Genomic DNA, 21,655 nt, shown 5'->3' on the forward strand with positions numbered 1-21,655 from the left:
TTTTTGGATGAATAAAGTTCTTATACTTGGGGGTACACGTTTTTTTGGTAAACGTCTGGTGGATCACTTGCTGTGGGAAGGGAAGTCTCAGATCACAGTCGCAACTCGTGGTAAAACGGATGTTGACTTCGGACCCGAAGTAAACCGAATCAAGATGGATCGTGAAGACCCGGAATCTCTGGCAGAGGTTGCGCAGACAGACATGTGGGATGTTGTGTACGACAATATCTGTTATTCACCGGATGCAGCGAAAGCGGCATGTGAAGCTTTTGCAGGTCGCACCAAAAGATACGTTCTGACATCCACACTCTCGGTGTACGGTGATCCCAGACCTGGATTTAAGGAAACGGATTTTGACCCGTATACATATCCATTACAGTATGGGAGTGCGGCGGATTTTTCGTATGGAGAAGGCAAACGGCTTGCGGAGGCTGTATTTTTCCAGGAAGCGGATTTCCCGGTTGTGGCGATGCGCATTCCCATTGTACTCGGGATTGATGATTATACGAGAAGACTTCATTTTCATATTGAACATGTGCAAAAAGGAAAACCGATTGGCATGCCAAATCCGGATGCGGAGATTGGATTTATCAATTCCACAGAAGCGGCAAGATTTCTCGCTTGGCTTGGACACTCGTCCATTACCGGTCCGGTGAATGCAGCTTCCAAGGGTGCGATTACGCTGTCAGCCATGATACATCTGATCGAGACAGTCACGGGTATGCAGTCCCAGATCCTCACGGAAACGGTGAAAGAGGACATGTCCCCCTTCGGAATTGAGCAATCATGGACGATGGAGACGACCAAGGCAGAACAAGCAGGTTATACGTTCGAACCTCTGATGGAATGGTTCCCGGGACTCGTTCGTGAGGTCGCTCTTGCATTACAGTCGGAGCGGTAGAATATCGGCTCGGATGGAACCAAAATGAAACTGAATGAACCTGACGAACCAATCGGTTCGGACGAACGGGTCATTCTAACGAATGAACATCAAACAGGGTGCAACCAGAGCGTAATCTCCGGTGCACCCTGTTTATGTTGTACATTTTTCGAATTTGAACGGGAACTAATCTAGATAAGTGGGACTAATCATTTACACGATAATATTTAGTCAACTCACGTGCTTAACTCTATTCTTGCTCACGTGGAGCAGTAGCTGAAGCCCGTATGCGCAGTTCTGACGGTAGAATGACGGTTTGGGCTTCGGAAGGGGCCTTGCCTTCAATCCGGTCAATCAGCATCTGTACTCCCTGAAACCCAAATTCATATGCTGGCTGTGCAGCTACAGTCAGAAAAGGATCAAAGGCAGAAGCCAGATCCAGATCGTCGAAACACACGACGGAGATGTCTTCTGGCACACGCAATCCTCGTTTGAGCAAAAGCCGAATGACCCCAATCGCCAGCATGTTGTTGGCGGCAAAAATGGCTGTTGGTTGATCCGGTTGAGAGAGTAGTCCATCCAGTCCTTCTTCATCGCTGAAATCCCGGTACCCGGTTCGAAGCACAAGCTCGGGATCGATATCAGCTCCGGCCTCACGTAAACCCGCTACATAACCTTCCTCCCGCAGTCTGGCGGTAGAAACCTCCGAAGAACCATTGACCAGTGCAATGCGCCGGTGCCCCAATTGCACCAGGTAGCGGATCAGCTCAATCGCGCCTTCCCGGCTATCTCCGGCAATCATATCTGACGTAATGCCAGGTACGGTGCGATCAAGAAAGACAAACGGAATGTGACGTTCCTGCAGCTGTTTCAGATGAGGAAGAGAACGATCCCCCGCCGGAGCATAGAGTACACCATCCACACGAGTAGACAGAATCGCATCCACGTAATCCTTTTCTTTGTTGTAATCCTCGTCACTATTGCCAAATAAAAGACGGTACCCACGAAGATGGGCTGCATCTTCAGCACCACGGGCCAGTGTTGTATAAAAAGGGTTGGTAATATCTGTAATAAGCAGGGAGAGCATCTGGGTTCGTTGAAGCACAAGGCTGCGCGCATTGGAGTTCGGGATGTATCCGAGTTCGTCGATCACCTGTTGCACACGTTCACGTGTCGCGGAACTTATGCGGCCCGTATGATTAATGACCTTTGAGACCGTCATGGCGGAGACGTTGGCTTTTTTGGCAATATCGTAAATGGTAATCATTAGAATCTAACCTTTCCGCAACATAGTCTTACCATTCTATAGGATAATGCCAATTGACAGCAAGATAGGCTCATGCTATGTTAGGGTTACCGATAACCCTAAAGGGTTCTGAACGTATTTACTACATAAACCATTTCGTTGAATTCGCTCATGCACGTTCCATTTTCTGAATAGAGGAACTACATACATAGCTAATTGATGAAGTGGTTTATTGTTATTTTAAAAATATGTAAACGCATTCAACACTCAAGTAGAGCTCTTGATAATCTGTGTATGTAGCTCTTGTGTGCCACTCGGGTATCGGTTGTATTTCCGTCATTATCTCATTCCAATCAATGCATATGGATCAGACAGAAGGTTTCTCAATTCAACCCAAACTCTATGAAACGAATTGAAGGAGGACATTCCAGTATGACACATCAGGATTATCGTTATAAGCAGGCTTTCCCCAAGATTGGTATTCGTCCCACGATTGATGGAAGACGCAAGGGTGTTCGGGAGTCACTGGAAGAGCAAACGATGCGGATGGCGACATCTGTTGCGGAACTGCTTGCAGCCGAACTGCGTTATCCTGACGGGTCCGCGGTGGAATGTGTTGTGGCCGAGACCTGTATTGGCGGAGTGGCCGAAGCGGCCGCAGCATCAGAACTGTTTAGCCGTTCCAACGTGGGCGTAACGATCACCGTGACACCGTGCTGGTGTTATGGTACGGAAACGATGGACATGTCACCATCCATTCCTACAGCTATCTGGGGTTTTAACGGGACTGAACGTCCGGGTGCTGTATATCTGGCGGCAGTTCTCTCTGCCCATGCACAGAAGGGGATTCCGGCCTTTGGGATCTATGGAGAGGATGTGCAGGACGGAGGGGATACAACCATTCCCGATGATGTGCGTGAGAAATTGCTCCGGTTCAGCCGTGCGGGGCTTGCTGCCGCTACCTTGAAAGGGCAAGCGTATCTGTCCATTGGATCGGTATCCATGGGGATCGCAGGCTCGATTGTGAACGATTCATTTTTCCAGGAGTATCTGGGCATGCGCAATGAATACGTGGATATGAGCGAACTCACTCGCCGGATCGAAGAAGAAATCTACGATCCTGAGGAGTATAAGCTCGCACTGGCCTGGGTGAAGGAGAATTGTAGCGAAGGTCCGGACAACAACGCTGCCCATCTGCAAACAGATCGTAAACGCAAAGAGTACGAATGGGAAACGGTTGTGAAAATGACCCAAATCGTGCGTGACTTGATGGCTGGCAATCCAAGATTGGCAGAGCTTGGTTTTACAGAGGAATCGATGGGTCACCACGCAATTGTATCCGGCTTCCAGGGACAACGGCAGTGGACGGATCATTCTCCGAACGGAGATTTTCTGGAGTCGATATTAAATTCTTCCTTTGACTGGAATGGCAAACGTGCGCCTTATCTGGTTGCAACGGAGAATGACAGCCTGAACGGGGTATCGATGTTATTCGGTTCGCTGCTGACACATACGGCACAGATCTTCGCTGATGTGCGTACGTATTGGAGCCCGGATTCAGTACAGCGTGTGACGGGGCACCAGTTGGAAGGAAACGCGAAGGATGGCATTCTGCATCTGATTAACTCCGGTTCCGCAGCTTTGGATGGCACAGGACAACAGTCCAGAGACGGGAAGCCTGTCCTTAAGCCTTTCTGGGAAATTACAGATGAGGAAGTTCAGGGCTGCCTGAAAGCTACATCGTGGAGACCGGCATCCGTAGAGTATTTCCGCGGTGGCGGCTATTCAGCGGATTTCCTGACCAAAGGTGGCATGCCTGTAACGATGACACGCCTGAATCTGGTCAAAGGACTGGGACCAGTGCTGCAAATCGCTCAGGGTTACACGGTCGATCTGCCTGAAGATGTGCATGATACGCTGGATCAGCGGACAGATCCAACCTGGCCATCTACCTGGTTTGCGCCTATTCTAACCGGATCGGGAGCGTTTACTTCCGTATACGAGGTCATGAATCAATGGGGCGCCAACCATGGCTCCATCTCGTACGGACACATCGGTGCTGATCTGATTACACTTGCTTCCATGCTTCGCATTCCGGTAAATATGCATAATGTACCTGAAACGGAAATTTTCCGTCCCCGTGCATGGGGATTGTTCGGCACAAGTGAGCCGGAGAGTGCAGACTACCGTGCTTGCAGTGTGTTTGGCCCGTTGTATCGTTAAAATAAAGTTCCATTCCTGTCAAACGCCATGTTCCTTATGAAATGAAGGTAACATGGCGTTCTCTTGAAGGCTGTGTTCAGATCTCGAATACGGCTTATCGCGTAGAGTTAAGGAGGCTTGGTAGAATGGGCAATCAAGCAACACATGTGCTTGCTGCCGACTATGGCGCTGGTAGTGGACGCGTTGTCCGGGGTTCTTTTGATGGAAGCAAACTCTCGTTACAAGAAGTGCATCGATTTAACAACGAACCTGTGCAGCTGAGGGACGGATTGTATTGGGATTTCTTGCGACTTTTTCATGAATTAAAACAAGGAATTGTGAAAGGGACGCAAGGCATCTCTCCATCGGTCCGTTCTATAGCTGTGGATACGTGGGGAGTGGACTATGGACTGGTGGATGGGGCGGGAAGATTATGCTCGAATCCGCGTCACTATCGGGAAGCACGTAATGCGCAGTGGATGGAAGAAGTTCTGCACATGGTGAAAGAGGAAGAACTGTATGCCATGTCCGGCGTTCTGCCGCAACAAATCAATACGGTATTCCAACTGTTAGGCAGTGTACGAGAGCAGGCCGAAGGTTTGCGTCCGGATGTGCGCATGTTATTTATGCCGGATTTATTTCACTATTATCTATCCGGTCAGCAGGCTTGTGAGTATACGATTGCAAGTACGAGTGGGCTGTTGCATGCAGGCGAGGCGCGTTGGAATGAACATCTGATCGGGCGTCTCGGTATACCGGAAACATTATTTCCAAAACTCGTTCAGCCCGGTACCGTGCTGGGCAATTTAACGAATGAGTTGTGCGCGGAGTTACGGACTGGACCGATGCAGGTAGTCTCTGTGGGATCACATGATACGGCATCTGCCTTGGCAGCGATTCCTGCGATGGATTCGGATTTCGCTTTTATCAGCTGTGGAACCTGGTCTCTTATGGGGGTGGAGCGTGATACGCCTGTATTGGATGACCGAAGTCGTGCATTAGGATTCACCAATGAAGGGACCGTGAATGGCAAAGTACGTACCCTGAAAAATCGTTCAGGCCTGTGGCTGCTACAGGAATGCAAACGACAGTTGGAGCGGGAGAATCAACTTTTTACACATGAAGAACTGATTCAATTGGCTACCTTGGCAACGCCGCATCAAAGTTATGTATCGCCGGGAGATGGCGTGTATTTGGCGCCAGGAAATATGGCTGAACGAATACGGCAACAATGCAGTCTCACCGGACAGACTGTACCCAAAACGACTGGAGCGATTGTACGCTGCATTCTGGAAAGTCTTGCACTGGAATTCAGACAAACGCTGGATGAACTGCAGTTGATTACAGGTACAAGACCTCGTGTCATTCATATGGTTGGTGGCGGTGTGCACAATCGACTATTGTGCCAGTTTACAGCCAATGCAGCCGGTGTACCGGTGGTGGCAGGGCCGGCAGAGGCGACTTCAGCGGGAAATTGCATGCTGCAATTCCTTGCGCATGGAGAAGTGCGTAGTTTGGCCGAGGTACGGGAGGTCATGGCTGCTTCCTTTTCCCCCGAGACCTATGAACCTGAGGATACAGAGCTTTGGCAAGAAGCTTATGAAAACTACCAAAGTCTGAATCAAATCAAAAGGTAATGAACCGATTTAATGCAATGAGCATTAACGCAAAATGCTAAAAAGAAAAGTATGAGGAGTGGTGAGCAACATGTCTGAACAGCAAATAAGGGAAGAGTTGACGAAATATGCCCGCAGAGCAGTTGCCCAAGGGTTGGTGGTAGGACCGGGTGGGAATCTGAGCGCTCGTTCTGGGGGAACGATGTTGTTGTCTCCAAGTGGTTATGCACTTGAAGACCTGGAACCGGACGAGTGGATCGCTATTGATATCGAGACAGGGGAAACTAGCGCAGGATCAACACGTCCATCTTCCGAAGTATTAATGCATCTGTATAGTTATCGTGTGAATCCTGATATCCAAGCCATTGTGCATACGCATCCGGCATATACGATCGCACTCAGTCTTGTTTTCGATGAATTGCCACACTTGTTCCCTGATCAGTCTGCATTGGTGGGCGATATCGGGTTCGTTCCATATGTTCTGCCAACAACGAAGCAACTTGCCGATGCAGTCTCAGCCAAGGTAGAAGAACATACGGCACTCATTCTCGTCAATCACGGATTGGTTACGACCGGTAAAAACCTCCGCGAAGCCTATTACCGCACTCAGGTGGTGGAAGAAAGCGCGAAGGTATATATGATCGCCAAGGCAGCCGGGGAACCCAAAGTGTTAACTGCTGAAGAATATAAGGAAATTCAATCCCTTGAAAGTGAAGCCTACCGTGTGCAGTTATTGCAACAACTCAAGTCCTGAAAAGATTGCTATATTAAGGGCAGATTGCATCCTTCAGTTAAACGCTGGAATAAAGGATGTGAAATGCTCTTTTTTAATTTTAATTTTGATTTGAAAAAGCGCAGAGTATAGCTGAGGAAATAATTCGTACTAATTTGATGAGAATTGTTGAAATTGTGATGCCTGCAAGGTATACTAACGTTAATCATCAGTGAGTAACAACTACGAAGAAGATTAAAAAACAATTAAGTATCTAAGAGGGGTGAAATCAGTGGGTCCTGAGCTAAACGAAATGGAGTTGGAATACGAACTGCTAAAGCAGCTTCGAGACGCTAATGCTCCCATCGGGGCCAGTACGTTGGTTCATACTTTGGGCAAAACGTATGGTCTGAGTCAGGCAACCATCGGAAGAAGACTTATGGAGATGGATGTTGAAGGTTTTACAGTTCTGGAAGGTCGCAAGGGAAGGACTTTGACCGAACAGGGTCTGGATCGAATGAAGACGTTGGAAAAAGATTTGCAGCAACAAAGCGTGAATTCACAGTTAATTCAGATGCTGAACCATTCCGGGGAAAAGGCTCTGCTAGATGTTCTCGTTGCCAGAAGGGCGCTTGAGCGGGAGATCGCTTCCCTGGCAGCACAACGTGCCTCGAAAGAATACATAGTACTGTTGCAAGCATCTATTGCCAACCAGCATGAATTGCTTTCCAAGAATATTATACCATACGAGGAGGACCGGGAGTTTCACAGATTGCTGGCTTATGCTGCGCAAAACCAAATTCTTCTGCACGCGGTTGAACTGGTATGGGAGACAAGCCGCGATTTTCTGGAAACCGCGTATATTCGCCGGAGAGTAGGAAGTGAATTAGTTGTGGATCATCAGCAGATTCTGGATGCTATAGTAGCAGGCTCTCCGGAGCAGGCTGAAGCGGCAATGGTGAATCATATCAACCAAATGATCGATGATGTCAAACGTTATTTCGCCATGCAAAACCAATAACTTACCTTAGAATGAGACCCTGTGATAAAGGAGTTGAGCTTGTGGACACAATCTACCGTTTAGGCATAGATATCGGAGGTACTTTCACGGATGCGCTGGTGATGGACCATCAGGGCAGCGTGATTGCGGCGCTCAAGACGCCATCGATTGCAACAGCTCCGGAACAGGCGATTTTTAACGCACTTGATCAACTCAAGGCGAATGGTGTGAACATTCGTGAGATTGATCTATTTGTGCATGGAACAACACTTGGCGTCAACACGTTAATCGAACGAAATGGTGCGGTTACAGGTCTGCTGGTCACTAAAGGATTCCGCGATATTCTTGAAATCCGGCGGTTGCGACTTGAGGATACAACCAATCTGTACGGTGACAAGACAGATGCGTTAGTACCGAGACATCGTGTCAAGGAAGTTGATGAACGGGTGATTGCAAGTGGGGGGATACTTCAGCCACTGAATCAGGAACAGCTGCTGCAAGCGGTGGATGAGCTGGTAGAAGATGGCGTTACTGCTTTGGCGATCAGTTTTTTACATGCTTATGTGAATCCTGCTCATGAGCAGCTTGCGGAAGATCTGATCAGGGAACGTTATCCGCAACTGTTCATCTGCCGAAGCAGCGCCATCTGGCCACAACAGCGTGAGTTCGAACGAACACTCGCAACGGCCATGAATGCTTATGTAGGTGAACGAATGGGGTCTTACTTCCTGCGTCTGCAAGAAGGGATTCAGGCATACGGCCTCAAAGCCAACTTGCTGTCGACCATGTCCAACGGTGGAATTATGACGGCTGCCAGAGCGGCCAATGAGCCGGTACGCACGCTCCTATCCGGGCCTGCTTCCGGTGTAATCGCCGCGACCCATATCGCTGAACGAGCTGGGATTCATCAGGTCATCACATTTGACATGGGTGGGACAAGCGTGGATGTTGCTCTCATTGACAAAGAACCAGCCTATTCATCCGAGAACAAAGTTGGTGATTTTCCTGTTATCATTCCTGCTGTTGATGTAACGGCTATAGGAGCAGGTGGTGGTTCAATTGCCTGGCTTGATTCCGTAGGCGTACTCAAGGTGGGGCCACGCAGCGCGGGAGCCAACCCCGGTCCAGCCTGTTATCAGCGTGGGGGAGAAGAGCCGACAACCACAGATGCTTATCTACAGCTCGGTATCCTGCACGCTGACCGTTTCCTTGGGGGACAAATGCGTCTGTATCCCGAACTTGCAGAGCGTACTCTGGGCAATCTGGGAGAGAAGCTTGGACTGAATGCCGAACAGACTGCACAAGCCATTCTTGATGTGGCAACTGCCAATATGTACGCCCAGTTTTCTCCCCTCATGGCTCGCAAGGGTGTTGATCCCCGCGATTTTACGTTGCTCGCATATGGTGGAGCTGGTCCGATGCATGCTTTTTTGATGGCACGCGAGGTAGGTATCGGCAGAGTACTGATCCCGCCATCTCCGGGAACATTGTGTGCCATGGGCTGCACGGTTGCCAATCTTCGCAATGATTTCGTTCATACGTTACACAAAAGTACCCAGACTCTGGAGTCTGGTGAATTAAGATCTCTTTTCACTGAATTGGAAAACCAGGGACGTAGCTGGGTCGATGAGGAAGCCCGTGGTGGTGTCAAGCTGGACAATATTTATTGCCTATACAGTGCGGATATGCGATATGAGGGACAGGCCTTTGATCTCGAGGTCACGCTGACATTGGAAGAAATTGAAGATCCCAAGAAGGCAGGGATTAAATTCCATACGTCTTACCAAAACGTGTTTGGCATTAGTCAGCCAGAGGCAGAGGTTATGTTTGTAAGTCTCAGAGCGACCATTGTTGGTGTTTTGCCTACCCATAACACGGTAGCTCCGGCAGATTTGCCATTCGATGAGAGTACAGCAGAAGAAAGGATCATAACCTTTGACCATGTACAGCAGACAGCCAAGGTACTGAAAAGGGGACAGATTCCATCGGTGGATGCTCCCATCCCTGGGCCCGTTATTGTGGAGGAATATGATACAACGATCTTTATCCCGCCTGGATATAAAGTATACCGGGATGGCCACGGGAACGTGATTGGGGAGGTGGAAGCATGATCGGCGACAAGGTCTTTCTTGAGATTTTTAACAACCGGATTCAAGCTGCCGTGGAAGAAATGGCGAATGTTGTTCTGCGCACAGGATTCACCGCTTTTGTCAAAGAAACGGGCGATTTTGGAACCTACCTCTTATCTCCATCCGGGGAAACGTTCGGGTCACCGCTGGAGACGGGTTACAATCTGTCCCTGGGCATCCCTGCTGCTGCGACCATTAACAGCATAGAAGACTGGAAAGAAGGGGATCTCGTCATATGTAATGATCCTTATTCCACTAAAGGCATGGTCACACACCTTCCAGACATTCATCTCATCAAGCCTTATTTTCACGAAGGGCGAATCATCGCTTACGGCATGTGCTTTGTTCATTCATCCGATGTGGGCGGCAAGGTACCGGGGAGCGTATCTCCCAGCGCCTACGATATTCATATGGAAGGCATTCGAATCGCACCAGTCAAGCTGTATGAAGCTGGTGTTCTGAACGAGCAGATCCTGAGCATGTTTCTGGACAACAGCCGAATTCCGGAGCAAAATCTCGGTGATCTCAAAGCACTTATGGCTGCATTGAATCGGGGAGAGCAGCGGCTTGAGGAACTCATTGCACGTTATGGCATGAAAAAAATTCAGCAGGGCATCGAACAATTGCTGGAATACGCCGAGTTGAAGGCACGTGCTATCGTGCAGGATATCCCGGACGGTTCCTATGACTTCTGGGACTACCTGGAGAAAGGACCAGGGGGATATCCTATCCGGTTACGCTGCAAAATGACGATCGCAGGCAGTGACATTCATCTGGACTTTAGCGGCACCGATCCTCAGGTCAGGGCTTCATTCAACATTCCCACCCACAACCAACAGGGGCATTACATGCTGGTGCCCGCACTTATTCGTTATTTCCGTACGCTCGATCCGACCATTCCTTGGAATTCGGGCATGATTCGCATGGTGCGAAATTACGCGCCGCCTGCTTCCGTACTTAACCCGGAGCCGATGGCAGCAGTTGGGGCACGTGCTGCGACCTTTATCCGGCTTATGGACGTCATCACGGGTGCTTTGGGAAAAGCTCAGGGCAGTATGGTTCCCGCGGCAGGAGCTGGACAAGCCTGCATCGTCATGATGGCGATGACAGATGCATCCGATGGCAAGAAAAAGGTTGGTGTGATTCAGCCGATCTGCGGAGGTTCGGGAGCTAGGCCGATGAAAGACGGCATTGATGGCATGGATTTTGCGGTCGGTCATCTTCGGAATATTCCTGTGGAAACGGTGGAATCCGAGATGCCTGTGTTGATCGAACATTATGGTCTTCGTGCCGACTCGGCAGGTGCAGGAACCTTCCGCGGTGGAAGTGGGATTGATTTATGTGTCAGAATTCTAACACCGGATACGGTGATGACGGCCAGAAACATGGAACGTATGGAGTTTCAGCCTTGGGGCAGGCTCGGTGGTGGCGTAGGTTCACATGGAGAAGCGATTCTCAATGCTGGACGTGCAAGTGAGGATCATCTGGGAAGAATTGATGAGCTGTTGCTTCAACCTGGAGAAACGGTTACGTTCTTGTCGCAAGGCGGAGGCGGATATGGTGATCCACTTGAACGTGACCCACGCCTAGTTCTGGAGGATGTAAGAAGGGGGCTAGTATCCCCGGAGAAAGCCCTTGAGTTATACGGTGTTGTGATTGACGGCCTGGAGCTGAACGAGAGCGATACCGAACTAATGCGAGCCAAGCGACCACGGCAGCAGGAGGAATTCGCCTATGGCAAAGCGCGGGAGCAATTTGAAGACATATGGAGCGATGAGATGCAGGTAACGCTGAATCAGGCCTTGCTGAATGTTCCGCTGGCACTGAGAGACTACCTGAAGCGTCAGACCATGGGCGTTGTAGAGGAGAAGTATAAGGATTCCCTATCTGTAGATCCACGGGAGATATCCGACATTATGGAAGGTTTACGCCAGCAAATAGGGTTGCATTGATCAAGGGTATGGAGACTATCTAGTTCTGTCATATCGGTAAAACCAACTACATGGATGGGGGAATTTGCATGTTCAAATCCAATAAAAAACGCTTTCTCAGCCTCGCCTCTCTGACACTGGCCGGTACATTGGTGCTTTCGGCCTGCGGTGGAGCAGGCAGCTCAAGTAATACTGCCGGAGAGAGCGACTCTTCAGGAGCAAGCGGAGACAAAGTTAAGCTGACGATGTTTATCTGGGCTGGCTCCAATCAGGATGTTGTACCCAAAGAAGTGGTTGCCGAGTATGTGAAAGAACATCCCAACGTTGAAGTCACCTTTGAGGAATCCTCCAATTCGGTAATGTACCCAAAAATGGTCGCAGGCAAGCAGGCTGATGCAAACAATCCGGTGGTTAACTTCGGTTACTTCAATGCAGATGCGACGGCAAAAGGATTGAATGATGACATGTGGGAGCCGCTGGATACAAGTATCGTGACCAATATCAAGGATATCCCGGAATCCTTCCACAAGCCTGATAATAAAGGTGTGGTCTGGGGCGTTTCGAGCTTTGCCCTGGTGTATAACAAAGACCTGGTGAAAACGCCGCCTACCAGCTGGAACGATCTATGGGATAACGAGGAGTTCAAAGGAAAAACTGCGCTTTGGGACTACATGTTCTATTCCTATATCTCTCCACTGATTGCTACCAAAGGTCAAGAGATTGGCGCATCCTATGATAATCCCGAGCCAGCCTTCCAGTTCTGGGCAGATCGCAGTGACCAGATTGGCACATTGGTTTCATCCAATGATCAGCTGAAGGCACTGCTGGAGTCAGGTGATGCTCTCATTGCCCCATTCAGTGCACAGGTTGCACAGACATGGATTGATGGCGGTTCTCCACTCGCCGTAGCATATCCGAGTGAAGGTGCCATCTCTTTCCCGTATACACTTCAGGTAGTGAAAGGCTCAACACCAGAGCAGACACGTGTTGCAAACGAAATTATTAACGAATTGTTGAGCGCAGAGGCGCTGTCACAATACGCAGAAGCAACGGGTACACCAGTAACCAGTACGACAGCTGCAGTTCCGGACAAGTACAAGGATGATCCTTCATTCTCCGTCGAAACGCAAAGTAACGGCATTAATCCAGACTGGGATGTGCTTGCACAGAACAGTTCTTCCTGGAAAGAACTATGGGATCGACTCGTGAAAACAAAGCTTCAATAAAAGGATTGTTGCCAGGCACACAACGATTCCGGGTTCTGTTATGAACCTGGAATGGATGGGAGGGAATCAGAGATGAGCAGCGGACAAGAGACCATATCCATTGAAACAAGGGAAGTCACGAAGACTTATGGTAAGCGAGCCGCCGTTGATCAAGTAACACTCCAAGTGAAAAAGGGTGAATTCGTTTCCTTACTTGGTCCGAGTGGCTGTGGCAAAACCACACTGCTGCGCATGCTTGGCGGACTTGAGCAGCCGGATCAGGGCACCATTATGCTGGGAGGCCGGGATGTTACCGGCATCCCGGCCTATGGACGCAACAGCAACATGATTTTTCAGCAGCTTGCGTTGTTCCCTCATATGGATGTATTCAACAACATTGCCTATGGACTAAAGGTGAGGAAGTTACCAAAAGCCGATATCCAACGACAGGTAGGTGAAATGCTTGATCTGGTCCAGCTCGGAGACTATGGCAGGCGTGCGGTATCTGAGCTGTCCGGGGGGCAGGCCCAACGCGTCGCCATTGCTCGCGCACTGATTAACAGACCTGAAGTGCTGCTGCTTGACGAACCTCTCTCTGCATTGGACATGCAGCTGCGTCTAGATATGCAGCGTGAACTGAAACGGATACAGCGTGAATTTGGCGGAACGTTTATCTTTGTAACGCATGATCAGAGCGAAGCCATGAATATGTCTGACCGAATTGGCGTCATGCGCGCCGGAAAGCTGCTTCAATATGCAACCCCTGATGAAATCTATGAAAGACCAGCTGATAGCTTCGTAGCCAAGTTTATTGGAGATACCAATCTCTTTGAGACGGAAGTGTTAGGACATGAGGTGAATGGAATTCGGGTGGAATGCTTCGGCAAGCCATTACTGGTGAAAGTCAGTGATGGAAATGCTGTACCGAAAGCGGGAGCACGACATTCCTTATCGATCCGCAATGAGTATATTCGACTTGGAGAAGATGCAACTCACTGCCTGAACAAGCTGGATGGACATGTGATTGAAGCGGTGTATGGCGGAGCAAATATTCGATACAGTGTGCAGATTGCTGAGGGTTTTCTAGTTCAGGCCAGTATGCTGCATCAGCGGGGAGCTTCACGTTACAGTCCAGGTGAGCTAATACAAATCGGCTTTGACCCAGAGAACGCGCTCTTGTTATCCGAACCCATTGATGACCGTGTACAGGGGGCAAGAATATGAACCGGATCGCGGAACGGATCGTGAATCTGTATTCCTTTGGAAACCGCACATGGGTAACCCGGTTGCTGCTTCTGTTGCCTGCGCTTGCTCTGATGGGCATCGTGTATCTGGGCGGGTTGATGATCTTTGGCAGATATAGCTTTGATATGTATGAGAATGGAAAGCTTATTCGGGGCTGGGATTTAGGAGCTTATCGTGCTTTTCTGTCCGACCCTTATTATTGGAAGCTGATTGGCACAACGTTTCGCATTGCCTTCAAGGTTACGCTATGGAGTCTTCTGCTTGCCTATCCGCTGGCCTATTGCATTGCGGGTCTAAAGAAACCTGGCATGAAGCAATTGTTGCTGCTGCTCACGTTTCTTCCGCTACTGGTCAGTGCGGTTGTGCGTTCTTACGGATGGCAGCTTTTGTTGTCCAAACAGGGCTTCATGAACTGGCTGTTCATCCGTCTGGGGCTAACCGAGGAAGGATTCAGCATGATATACAACGAGACAGGTGTTGTGGTGGCCCTTGTCCATATTTTCCTGCCATTTATGGTCTTTCCGATCCTGAATGTACTGTCCCAAAGTGACGCTTCCTTAAAGGCAGCTGCTCAGGATCTGGGGGCGGGCAGCTGGAGAACATTCCTGACCATTACCCTGCCTTTATCGGCAAGAGGTATTGCAAGCGGGGTACAGATTGTGTTCACGCTATGCCTCACCGCGTTCACCACACCACAACTGATCGGCGGGGGAAGAGTCATGACACTTCCGGTATTTATATACCAGCGAACCTTGGACACCAACTGGCCGATGGCTGCGGTTGCCAGCCTGTTTTTACTTGTGTCTTCCATTGTTGTTTCGTTGCTTGTGAATAAAGGAGCAGAAACGTTGATGTTCCGTCGTTCCCGTAAGGGAGGTCAGGCGTATGGTTAAGTCGAACAGGGGCACCAAGCTGTTACTCTACATCTTTGTGGGTGCCGTAGCGATTTATTTGCTGCTGCCACTGCTGATGATTATGTTGACATCTGTAGGCTCAGGTTCAGCCAGCAAATTTCCCCCGGAAGGTCTCACCTTGAAGTGGTATGCCAATCTGAGTGAGCAGACCCAGTTTCTCGATGCATTCAAGAACAGCCTTATTGCTTCTACAGGGGCGGTTCTGCTGGCTTTGATTACAGGTACGCTTGCTGCGCTAGCAATCGTGCAATACCCTTTCCCGGGCTCGGGTATCTTAAGGGCATTTTTTGTATCTCCGATGGTTATGCCAAAAATTACGCTGGGTATTGCATACCTGATTTTATTCTCAAAAATGCATATTGCAGGCGGACTGTTTGCACTTATTTTGGGTGAAGCGGTCATTGTACTTCCATTTGTGCTCACTATTGTGGGCAGTGCGTTAGCCAATCTGCACCCGGCTCATCGGGAAGCTGCCGCGGACCTTGGCGCAGGGCCGATGCGCATTTTTTTCACAATTACGCTGCCACAGCTCCGACTATCCCTGCTTCTGTCAGGGTCAATCGCTTTTGTCTTCACTTTCGATCAGGTTGAGGCTGCACTGCTGTTGCTCCGTCAGGACAGCTACACGCTGCCAATACAGCTATTCCTGTATATGGAGAAATGGCAGGACCCAACGATAGCCGTGGTGTCTGTTGTATTGATCGCGTTTGCGCTGGCTCTGTTTATGACGATTAAACTAGTGCTGCGCTCTGTACCAGGACTTGAAAGTTTGTTTGGTCGCAGGAAAATAAAAGGAGGTCTGGATCAAAATGAATAATTCACAGCATCTATCCCATAGCTCAGGTCTGAACCGGGACCGGGCGGAAGAAGTGATGAAAACTAAGGGGCTAAGCGCCCTGATCGCAACTACTCCGGAGAACATTCACTATGTCATCGGGTCCCAGCTGCGTGCAAGCAACTGGACCATGCAGATTTATGCGGTTCTGCCTGCCGACAGATCTGCTAAGCCGTGTATCATCATTCCAACGAATCGGTTGGGCGTTGTGGCCCAGTTCGGTATTACGGGGGTAGATATATTTGCCTACAGTGATTTCTTCGTGGAAGGTTCAATTGAAGGCAAACCTTCCACTGACGACATTGATCTCTTTTATTCTCTCCTGCAAACGACGGTTATTCATCCAGGTCCTGTTGAAGCACTCAAGGCAGCGTTAAAACAGCTTGAGATCGAAGATCAGCCGATTGGAATCGATGAGATGCGGATCGCTCCCGATATTCTGACGAGAATCAAGGAGGAGGTTCCTGACAGACCGGTAATTCCTGCATATAAGTTGTTCCGAGAAATCCGCTTGGTCAAGACACCTTTTGAAATCGAGCAACTTCGTCAGGCTGCCCAATTAAATGAACGGATTGAGCAGGAACTAATTGACCTGATTGCCGCAGGTATTCATGAGAAGCAACTTGCCGATCATTATCGTCTGGCTGTGATGCGAGCAGGTGGAACTCCAGCAATGACAGCGGTAGGGGCAGGGCCACGCAGTGCGTTGCCACTCATTGAAAATTATTTTCATACGATTGAGACCGGAGATCAGATCCGTTTCGATCTTTGCCTACAGCTGGAAGGTTACTGGGGAGATACGGGCCGCACGGTTGTTGCAGGGGAGCCTACCGCCTGGATGATAAAGCATTTTGCTGCGGTCAAAAGTGGATGGGAGACAGCACTTGAAACCGTGCGCCCTGGCGTCAGGGCGTCGGAAGTATTCCATGCTGCAGTGTCTCGCGTACAGCGTGAGGGGATTCCGCATTACCGACGTCAGCATGTCGGACATGCCATCGGGTTGGAACTGTACGACGATATAACCCTCTCCCCGGGTGACCAGCGGATACTGGAGCCCGGTATGGTGTTATGTGTTGAGATACCATATTACGAGCTAGGTGCTGGTGGATTCCAAATCGAAGATACAATTGTTGTAACGCCAGATGGTTATGAGTTTCTGACCCATATGGAGCGGAAACTGTTCACTAAATAACGATAAATGGAAGGCTTCACTGACCGGCGATCAGACCACAGTCGATCCAAGAAGCTTTCTTACTGAGAAAGTTGGAACATCCATGATTCAGCAGGGAACTAAGACGTTTCGTAACATTAGCCTTGCACTGTTCGCCGGAGGTTTTGTCACTTTTGCTTTGCTCTACAGCCTCCAGCCCCTGATGCCTGAGATTAGCGACGCATTCTCCATTACGCCGGCACACGCCAGTCTTACGCTATCGGTAACAACGATCGCCATGGCACTGACGATGCTGTTCATCGGGTCCTTGTCTGATTCTGTGGGCCGACGCTTTATTATGACAGCGGCACTGGTGATATCTTCTGTTATTGCTTTACTGAGCGCATTCAGCTTGGGATATACGGAGCTTCTTCTGCTTCGTATTCTTCAGGGGGTGGCACTCGCGGGGTTGCCAGCGATAGCCATGACATATCTGTCAGAAGAAATTGAACCTAGAAGTCTTGGTTATGCCATGGGCCTATATATCAGTGGCAATTCGATAGGTGGCATGGCCGGCCGTTTCATCAGCGGTGTGGTGACAGACTGGTTCAGTTGGCGCGCTGCAGTGGGTTTCATTGGTATTCTTGGACTGTGTGCAGCCGTTATTTTTTGGCTTGTCATCCCGCCATCCCGTCATTTTGTCAAAGCTGCACCCGGATTCAAAAATCCAATACCTTTTTTGTGGTCACAATGTCGCAATCCAAGGCTGTTATGCCTGTATGGACTCGGTTTTCTCCTGATGGGGGGATTCGTGACCCTGTTCAACTATATTGGTTTTGAATTAACGGGTGAACCCTATCATCTTAGCCAGTCTATCGTTGGAAGTCTTTTTGTGGTATATCTGATGGGCACGGTAAGCAGCACCTGGATGGGCAGGCTGGCAGATCGGTACGGCAGGTCACATGTGCTTGGAATCGCGCTGGGAATTATTCTGGCTGGTGCAGTCTGTACCGTTCATCCAGCGCTTTGGGTCAAAATTATCGGACTCGCCCTGTTTGCCTTTGGTTTCTTTGGCGGTCATTCCATCGCAAGCAGCTGGGTTGGACTCGTGGCTAATCAGCACAAATCCCAGGCCAATGCGTTGTATTTATTTTTCTACTATCTTGGTTCAAGCATAAGTGGAACAGGAGGTGGACTGCTTTACAGTCATCTGGGATGGATAGGCATTGTGGGGATGATCGGTGTGTATGTTTTGATCGGTTTTGTCTTGTGTAATTTGCTTGTTCACAGGTTGAAGGGACAGGCTACATAAATCAACTTTTTCCGACAGCTATTGCATATCCTGAAATACCGAGTATAATACTTGGTAAATAGACGAAAAGGGGATGCAATAAACGATGAAAACACATGCTGAATTGAACTCACTTCTTGTTGACGATTATCTGGATCTCCTGAACATTGCGAAACAGCTAGGTGATGACGAATGGAAAGATGCTATTCTGCAAGCATTGAAGGAAGAAGTCGATGCGAATCATCATCTGGATTCCAAAGAGGTAAGACAGGATTTATGGATTCAATTTGAAGGCATTAATGAACAAATGCATGATCTGTTAATGCAACTGAAGCATGCCGACAGTCCTGAGGAGAAAGAGCAGATTATTGAAATGATCTGGGGATTAAAAGTAGACCGTCATGCGATCACACGTAAACTTGAAACCATGAGCCGTGCCAGCGCTGGACATCAATAAGCTCTAGGTTGATTATACATTGAAAACCCGCGTGTATCCTGGGAATATCTCCTTGGATGCACGCGGGTTTTGTTTTTGTTTTGATTGTTTACTACACTGCTGATGATGCCACTAGGCATAATTTGTAATCAAATGCGGACTTTTTGAACTACCTCTCTTAAAACTGTTTTGCGAAAGTGCGTGCTTGCTCTATAGCTTGTTGCTTAATCTCATCTGCACGATCTTTATATTGATTGTGCCCCTCAACAAAAATGCCATCAAGCTTCGGCACACCGAGGAATGACATGATAATGCTTAAGTAACGATGACCGGATTCCATCTGAGCCGCTGGGCCTTCGGAATAAATGCCACCGCGAGCCTGAATATGCAACGCTTTTTTGTCGGACAACAGTCCAACAGGACCTTGTTCGGTATAACGAAATGTTTTGCCAGCTACGCAGATCGAGTCCACATAAGCCTTCAGAATTGGAGGGAACGAGAAGTTCCACATCGGGGTTACAAAAACATATTTATCTGCTGCGGCAAATTGATCCGACAGTTCATTCAAACGGCTTACTTTGGTCTGCTCTTCGGCAGTCAGGTCACTACCCGATTGCAGTTTGCCCCAACCACTGAAGACATCCGCGTCGATATGCGGAATATCCGAACGATACAGATCGAGGTGAACAACCTCATCAGAAGGGTGACTTTCACGATAAGCATCAATAAATGCTTTGCCCGTAGCCATGCTGAAGGAGGTTTCATGATCATGAGGATGGGCAGTAATATACAATAAGGTAGACATACAATTCTTCCTCTCTGTGCGATTAATGGGGTGAAGCGATCTTGGCAATGATGAAGCGACCGCAGTAGTATGCATCGTTTCCCCCATTTTATACGTCAGAAAGGGATATGAATGGATCGATCATGATACTGAATTGGATGCTATATGGTGACCAGATACTCAATCCATGTATAATATACAGGACGAGTATTTATTTTCCAAAGACAATAGGATGAGTGAGATGAGCGCACATGGGAATGGACCTGGAGAAGCAACGATTAAGCATTGAAGCAGCGAAATTGTATTATCAGTCCGATTATAGCCAGCAGGATATTGCCGCAAGGCTGGGCGTGTCGCGTCCAACGGTGTCAAGATTACTTCAGTACGCTAAAGATCGTGGATACGTCCGGATTGAAATTATGGACCCGCTGGAGGATATCGACATCATTGCCGGAGAACTTAAGTCGAAATATGATCTGGATACGGCACTTGTGTGTTTTGCCCCGTTGAAGAGTGATGAGGAAATACAGAAGCATATCAGCAAACGAGCAGCAGACTACCTTCAAGAGACGGTTCAGGATGCGGATATCATCGGGGTGACTTGGGGAACAACCATGCATGCTGTAGCACGCCAACTTCGTCCCAAGCAGGTTAAAGGTGTCGAAGTCGTGCAATTGAAGGGGGGCGTAAGCCACTCCCATGTCAATACGTATGCAGCTGAGATTGTTCATTTGTTCGCTGAGGCATTCCATACGGTACCAAGGTATTTGCCACTGCCCGTTATTTTCGACAACATTGAAGTAAAGAACATGGTGGAAGCCGATCGGCATATTGGCAGAATCGTAGAGCTTGGCAGACAGGCCAACATTGCTTTGTTTACCGTGGGTACTGTGAAGGAAGATGCGTTACTGTTCAGGCTCGGTTACTTCAATGAAGAAGAGCAACAATTGCTGATGAACTCCGGTGCAGGTGACATTTGTTCACGCTTTTTCGACGCGGAAGGTCAGTTGATCAGTGAAGAGATTAACAGCAGAACTGTTGGAATTGATCTAGCCGAGTTGAGAAATAAGGAAAAATCAATTCTTGTTGCCGGGGGGCAACGCAAAATTGAAGCCATTCATGCGGCTCTTAAAGGTCATTACGCAAATATTCTGGTCACGGACCAGTACACAGCGCAGGCATTACTTCGATTTTAATTTCAAATGGATATGGATGACAACATCTGCCACGCAAAAAGGGCGGATGTTTTGCTTTTTTAGGAAGAAAATATAACGAAGAAGAAATGTAAGTGTAACTGTGAACAAAAGTTCAAGTTGATTTTTACATATGTTCATGTTAGTGTAAGGGTATAGAAAATAACTAGTTCAGATAAGGGAGAGATTCAATTGACTACACCACAATTAGCTAAAATGATCGACCATACGTTGCTTCGTGCGGACGCAACGCAAAGTGAAATGGCCAAGTTAACCGAAGAAGCAAAGCAATATCAGTTTGCTTCCGTATGTGTTAACCCAGGCTGGGTTGCTTATGCTGCTGAGCAGTTGCAGGGTTCTGGCGTAGATATCTGCACCGTTATTGGTTTCCCTCTGGGAGCATCTACATCGGAGACAAAAGCTTTCGAAACGAAAGATGCGATTGCTAAAGGTGCAACTGAAGTCGATATGGTCATCAACATCAGTGCTTTGAAAGATGGCAAAGATGATTTCGTTGAACAAGATATTCGTGCTGTTGTTGAAGCGGCTGCGGGTAAAGCTTTGGTGAAAGTTATTATTGAAACTTGTCTGTTGACGGATGAAGAGAAAGTACGTGCTTGTCAGGCAGCTGTGCGAGCTGGAGCTGATTTTGTTAAAACTTCTACAGGTTTCTCCACAGGTGGAGCAACGCCAGAAGATATCGCTTTGATGCGTCGTACTGTAGGTCCTGATGTTGGCGTTAAAGCTTCCGGTGGCGTACGTAGCCTGGAAGATATGCAGAAAATGATCGAAGCGGGTGCAACTCGGATCGGTGCAAGTTCTGGCGTGAAGATTATGCAGGGTGGTCAGTCTACATCTTCTTATTAAGCAAAAGCATCTATCAAGA

At 48.7% G+C, this 21,655-nt stretch carries 18 protein-coding genes; 16 read left to right on the forward strand and 2 right to left on the reverse strand.

The annotated features are described in order from the left end of the window. The first annotated feature begins 7 nt into the window (after positions 1 to 7). The gene (locus MHI14_RS13940; RefSeq protein WP_339309674.1) at positions 8 to 901 is read left to right on the forward strand and encodes an NAD-dependent epimerase/dehydratase family protein; all 894 of its coding nucleotides are present in this window, start codon (positions 8 to 10) and stop codon (positions 899 to 901) included. Positions 902 to 1,130: 229 nt separating this feature from the next. Here MHI14_RS13940 and MHI14_RS13945 read toward each other — a convergent pair whose 3' ends face one another. Further along, a complete protein-coding gene (locus tag MHI14_RS13945) occupies positions 1,131 to 2,147 on the reverse strand; it encodes a LacI family DNA-binding transcriptional regulator (protein ID WP_341130555.1) in 1,017 nt (338 codons plus the stop codon). Between the two features lie 411 nt (positions 2,148 to 2,558). Here MHI14_RS13945 and MHI14_RS13950 point away from each other — a divergent pair, with 411 nt between their 5' ends. The 13 genes from MHI14_RS13950 (at position 2,559) to MHI14_RS14010 (ending at position 18,813) form a co-directional block, all read left to right on the forward strand. Then, positions 2,559 to 4,349 (forward strand): L-fucose isomerase, encoded by a 1,791-nt coding sequence (locus MHI14_RS13950; protein ID WP_341130556.1) that lies wholly within the window; start codon positions 2,559 to 2,561, stop codon positions 4,347 to 4,349. Between the two features lie 125 nt (positions 4,350 to 4,474). Further along, complete coding sequence (locus MHI14_RS13955) at positions 4,475 to 5,965, forward strand: rhamnulokinase (RefSeq protein ID WP_289389431.1); 1,491 nt, start codon at positions 4,475 to 4,477, stop codon at positions 5,963 to 5,965. A 70-nt stretch (positions 5,966 to 6,035) separates the two neighbouring features. Then, positions 6,036 to 6,698 (forward strand): class II aldolase/adducin family protein, encoded by a 663-nt coding sequence (locus tag MHI14_RS13960; RefSeq protein ID WP_289389429.1) that lies wholly within the window; start codon positions 6,036 to 6,038, stop codon positions 6,696 to 6,698. A 250-nt stretch (positions 6,699 to 6,948) separates the two neighbouring features. Further along, positions 6,949 to 7,677 carry an FCD domain-containing protein gene (locus tag MHI14_RS13965; protein ID WP_245838229.1) on the forward strand — a complete coding sequence of 243 codons (729 nt, stop codon included), beginning with the start codon at positions 6,949 to 6,951 and terminating at the stop codon, positions 7,675 to 7,677. A gap of 41 nt (positions 7,678 to 7,718) precedes the next feature. Further along, a complete protein-coding gene (locus tag MHI14_RS13970; protein WP_091029585.1) occupies positions 7,719 to 9,767 on the forward strand; it encodes a hydantoinase/oxoprolinase family protein in 2,049 nt (682 codons plus the stop codon). Further along, positions 9,764 to 11,737 (forward strand): hydantoinase B/oxoprolinase family protein, encoded by a 1,974-nt coding sequence (locus MHI14_RS13975; protein ID WP_091029586.1) that lies wholly within the window; start codon positions 9,764 to 9,766, stop codon positions 11,735 to 11,737. Before MHI14_RS13970 ends, MHI14_RS13975 begins: the two co-directional genes overlap by 4 nt. 68 nt (positions 11,738 to 11,805) lie before the next feature. After that, complete coding sequence (locus MHI14_RS13980; RefSeq protein ID WP_133385118.1) at positions 11,806 to 12,942, forward strand: ABC transporter substrate-binding protein; 1,137 nt, start codon at positions 11,806 to 11,808, stop codon at positions 12,940 to 12,942. A 72-nt stretch (positions 12,943 to 13,014) separates the two neighbouring features. Then, on the forward strand, positions 13,015 to 14,145 hold the full coding sequence (locus MHI14_RS13985) for an ABC transporter ATP-binding protein (protein ID WP_341130557.1): 1,131 nt from the start codon (positions 13,015 to 13,017) through the stop codon (positions 14,143 to 14,145). Further along, positions 14,142 to 15,059: an ABC transporter permease gene (locus MHI14_RS13990; RefSeq protein WP_133385116.1), complete on the forward strand. Its 918-nt coding sequence runs from the start codon at positions 14,142 to 14,144 to the stop codon at positions 15,057 to 15,059. Before MHI14_RS13985 ends, MHI14_RS13990 begins: the two co-directional genes overlap by 4 nt. Beyond that, positions 15,052 to 15,897, forward strand: a complete 846-nt coding sequence (locus tag MHI14_RS13995) for an ABC transporter permease (RefSeq protein WP_340914360.1) — start codon at positions 15,052 to 15,054, stop codon at positions 15,895 to 15,897. The genes MHI14_RS13990 and MHI14_RS13995 overlap by 8 nt, the downstream gene beginning before the upstream one ends. Beyond that, the gene (locus MHI14_RS14000) at positions 15,890 to 17,107 is read left to right on the forward strand and encodes a Xaa-Pro peptidase family protein (RefSeq protein ID WP_341130558.1); all 1,218 of its coding nucleotides are present in this window, start codon (positions 15,890 to 15,892) and stop codon (positions 17,105 to 17,107) included. Before MHI14_RS13995 ends, MHI14_RS14000 begins: the two co-directional genes overlap by 8 nt. An 82-nt stretch (positions 17,108 to 17,189) precedes the next feature. Further along, positions 17,190 to 18,377: an MFS transporter gene (locus MHI14_RS14005; protein WP_341130559.1), complete on the forward strand. Its 1,188-nt coding sequence runs from the start codon at positions 17,190 to 17,192 to the stop codon at positions 18,375 to 18,377. A gap of 85 nt (positions 18,378 to 18,462) precedes the next feature. After that, on the forward strand, positions 18,463 to 18,813 hold the full coding sequence (locus MHI14_RS14010; protein WP_036613800.1) for a hypothetical protein: 351 nt from the start codon (positions 18,463 to 18,465) through the stop codon (positions 18,811 to 18,813). Between the two features lie 157 nt (positions 18,814 to 18,970). Here MHI14_RS14010 and MHI14_RS14015 read toward each other — a convergent pair whose 3' ends face one another. Continuing rightward, positions 18,971 to 19,597: an FMN-dependent NADH-azoreductase gene (locus MHI14_RS14015; protein WP_074095370.1), complete on the reverse strand. Its 627-nt coding sequence runs from the start codon at positions 19,595 to 19,597 to the stop codon at positions 18,971 to 18,973. A gap of 236 nt (positions 19,598 to 19,833) precedes the next feature. Here MHI14_RS14015 and MHI14_RS14020 point away from each other — a divergent pair, with 236 nt between their 5' ends. Beyond that, entirely contained in the window at positions 19,834 to 20,772 is a 939-nt protein-coding gene (locus MHI14_RS14020; RefSeq protein WP_062836066.1) for a sugar-binding transcriptional regulator, read from the forward strand. Positions 20,773 to 20,985: 213 nt separating this feature from the next. Beyond that, the gene (deoC, locus tag MHI14_RS14025) at positions 20,986 to 21,636 is read left to right on the forward strand and encodes a deoxyribose-phosphate aldolase (protein ID WP_076215422.1); all 651 of its coding nucleotides are present in this window, start codon (positions 20,986 to 20,988) and stop codon (positions 21,634 to 21,636) included. Positions 21,637 to 21,655: the final 19 nt, after the last annotated feature.

This window comes from Paenibacillus sp. FSL K6-2393, assembly GCF_038002545.1.
Classification (GTDB): Bacteria; Bacillota; Bacilli; order Paenibacillales; family Paenibacillaceae; genus Paenibacillus.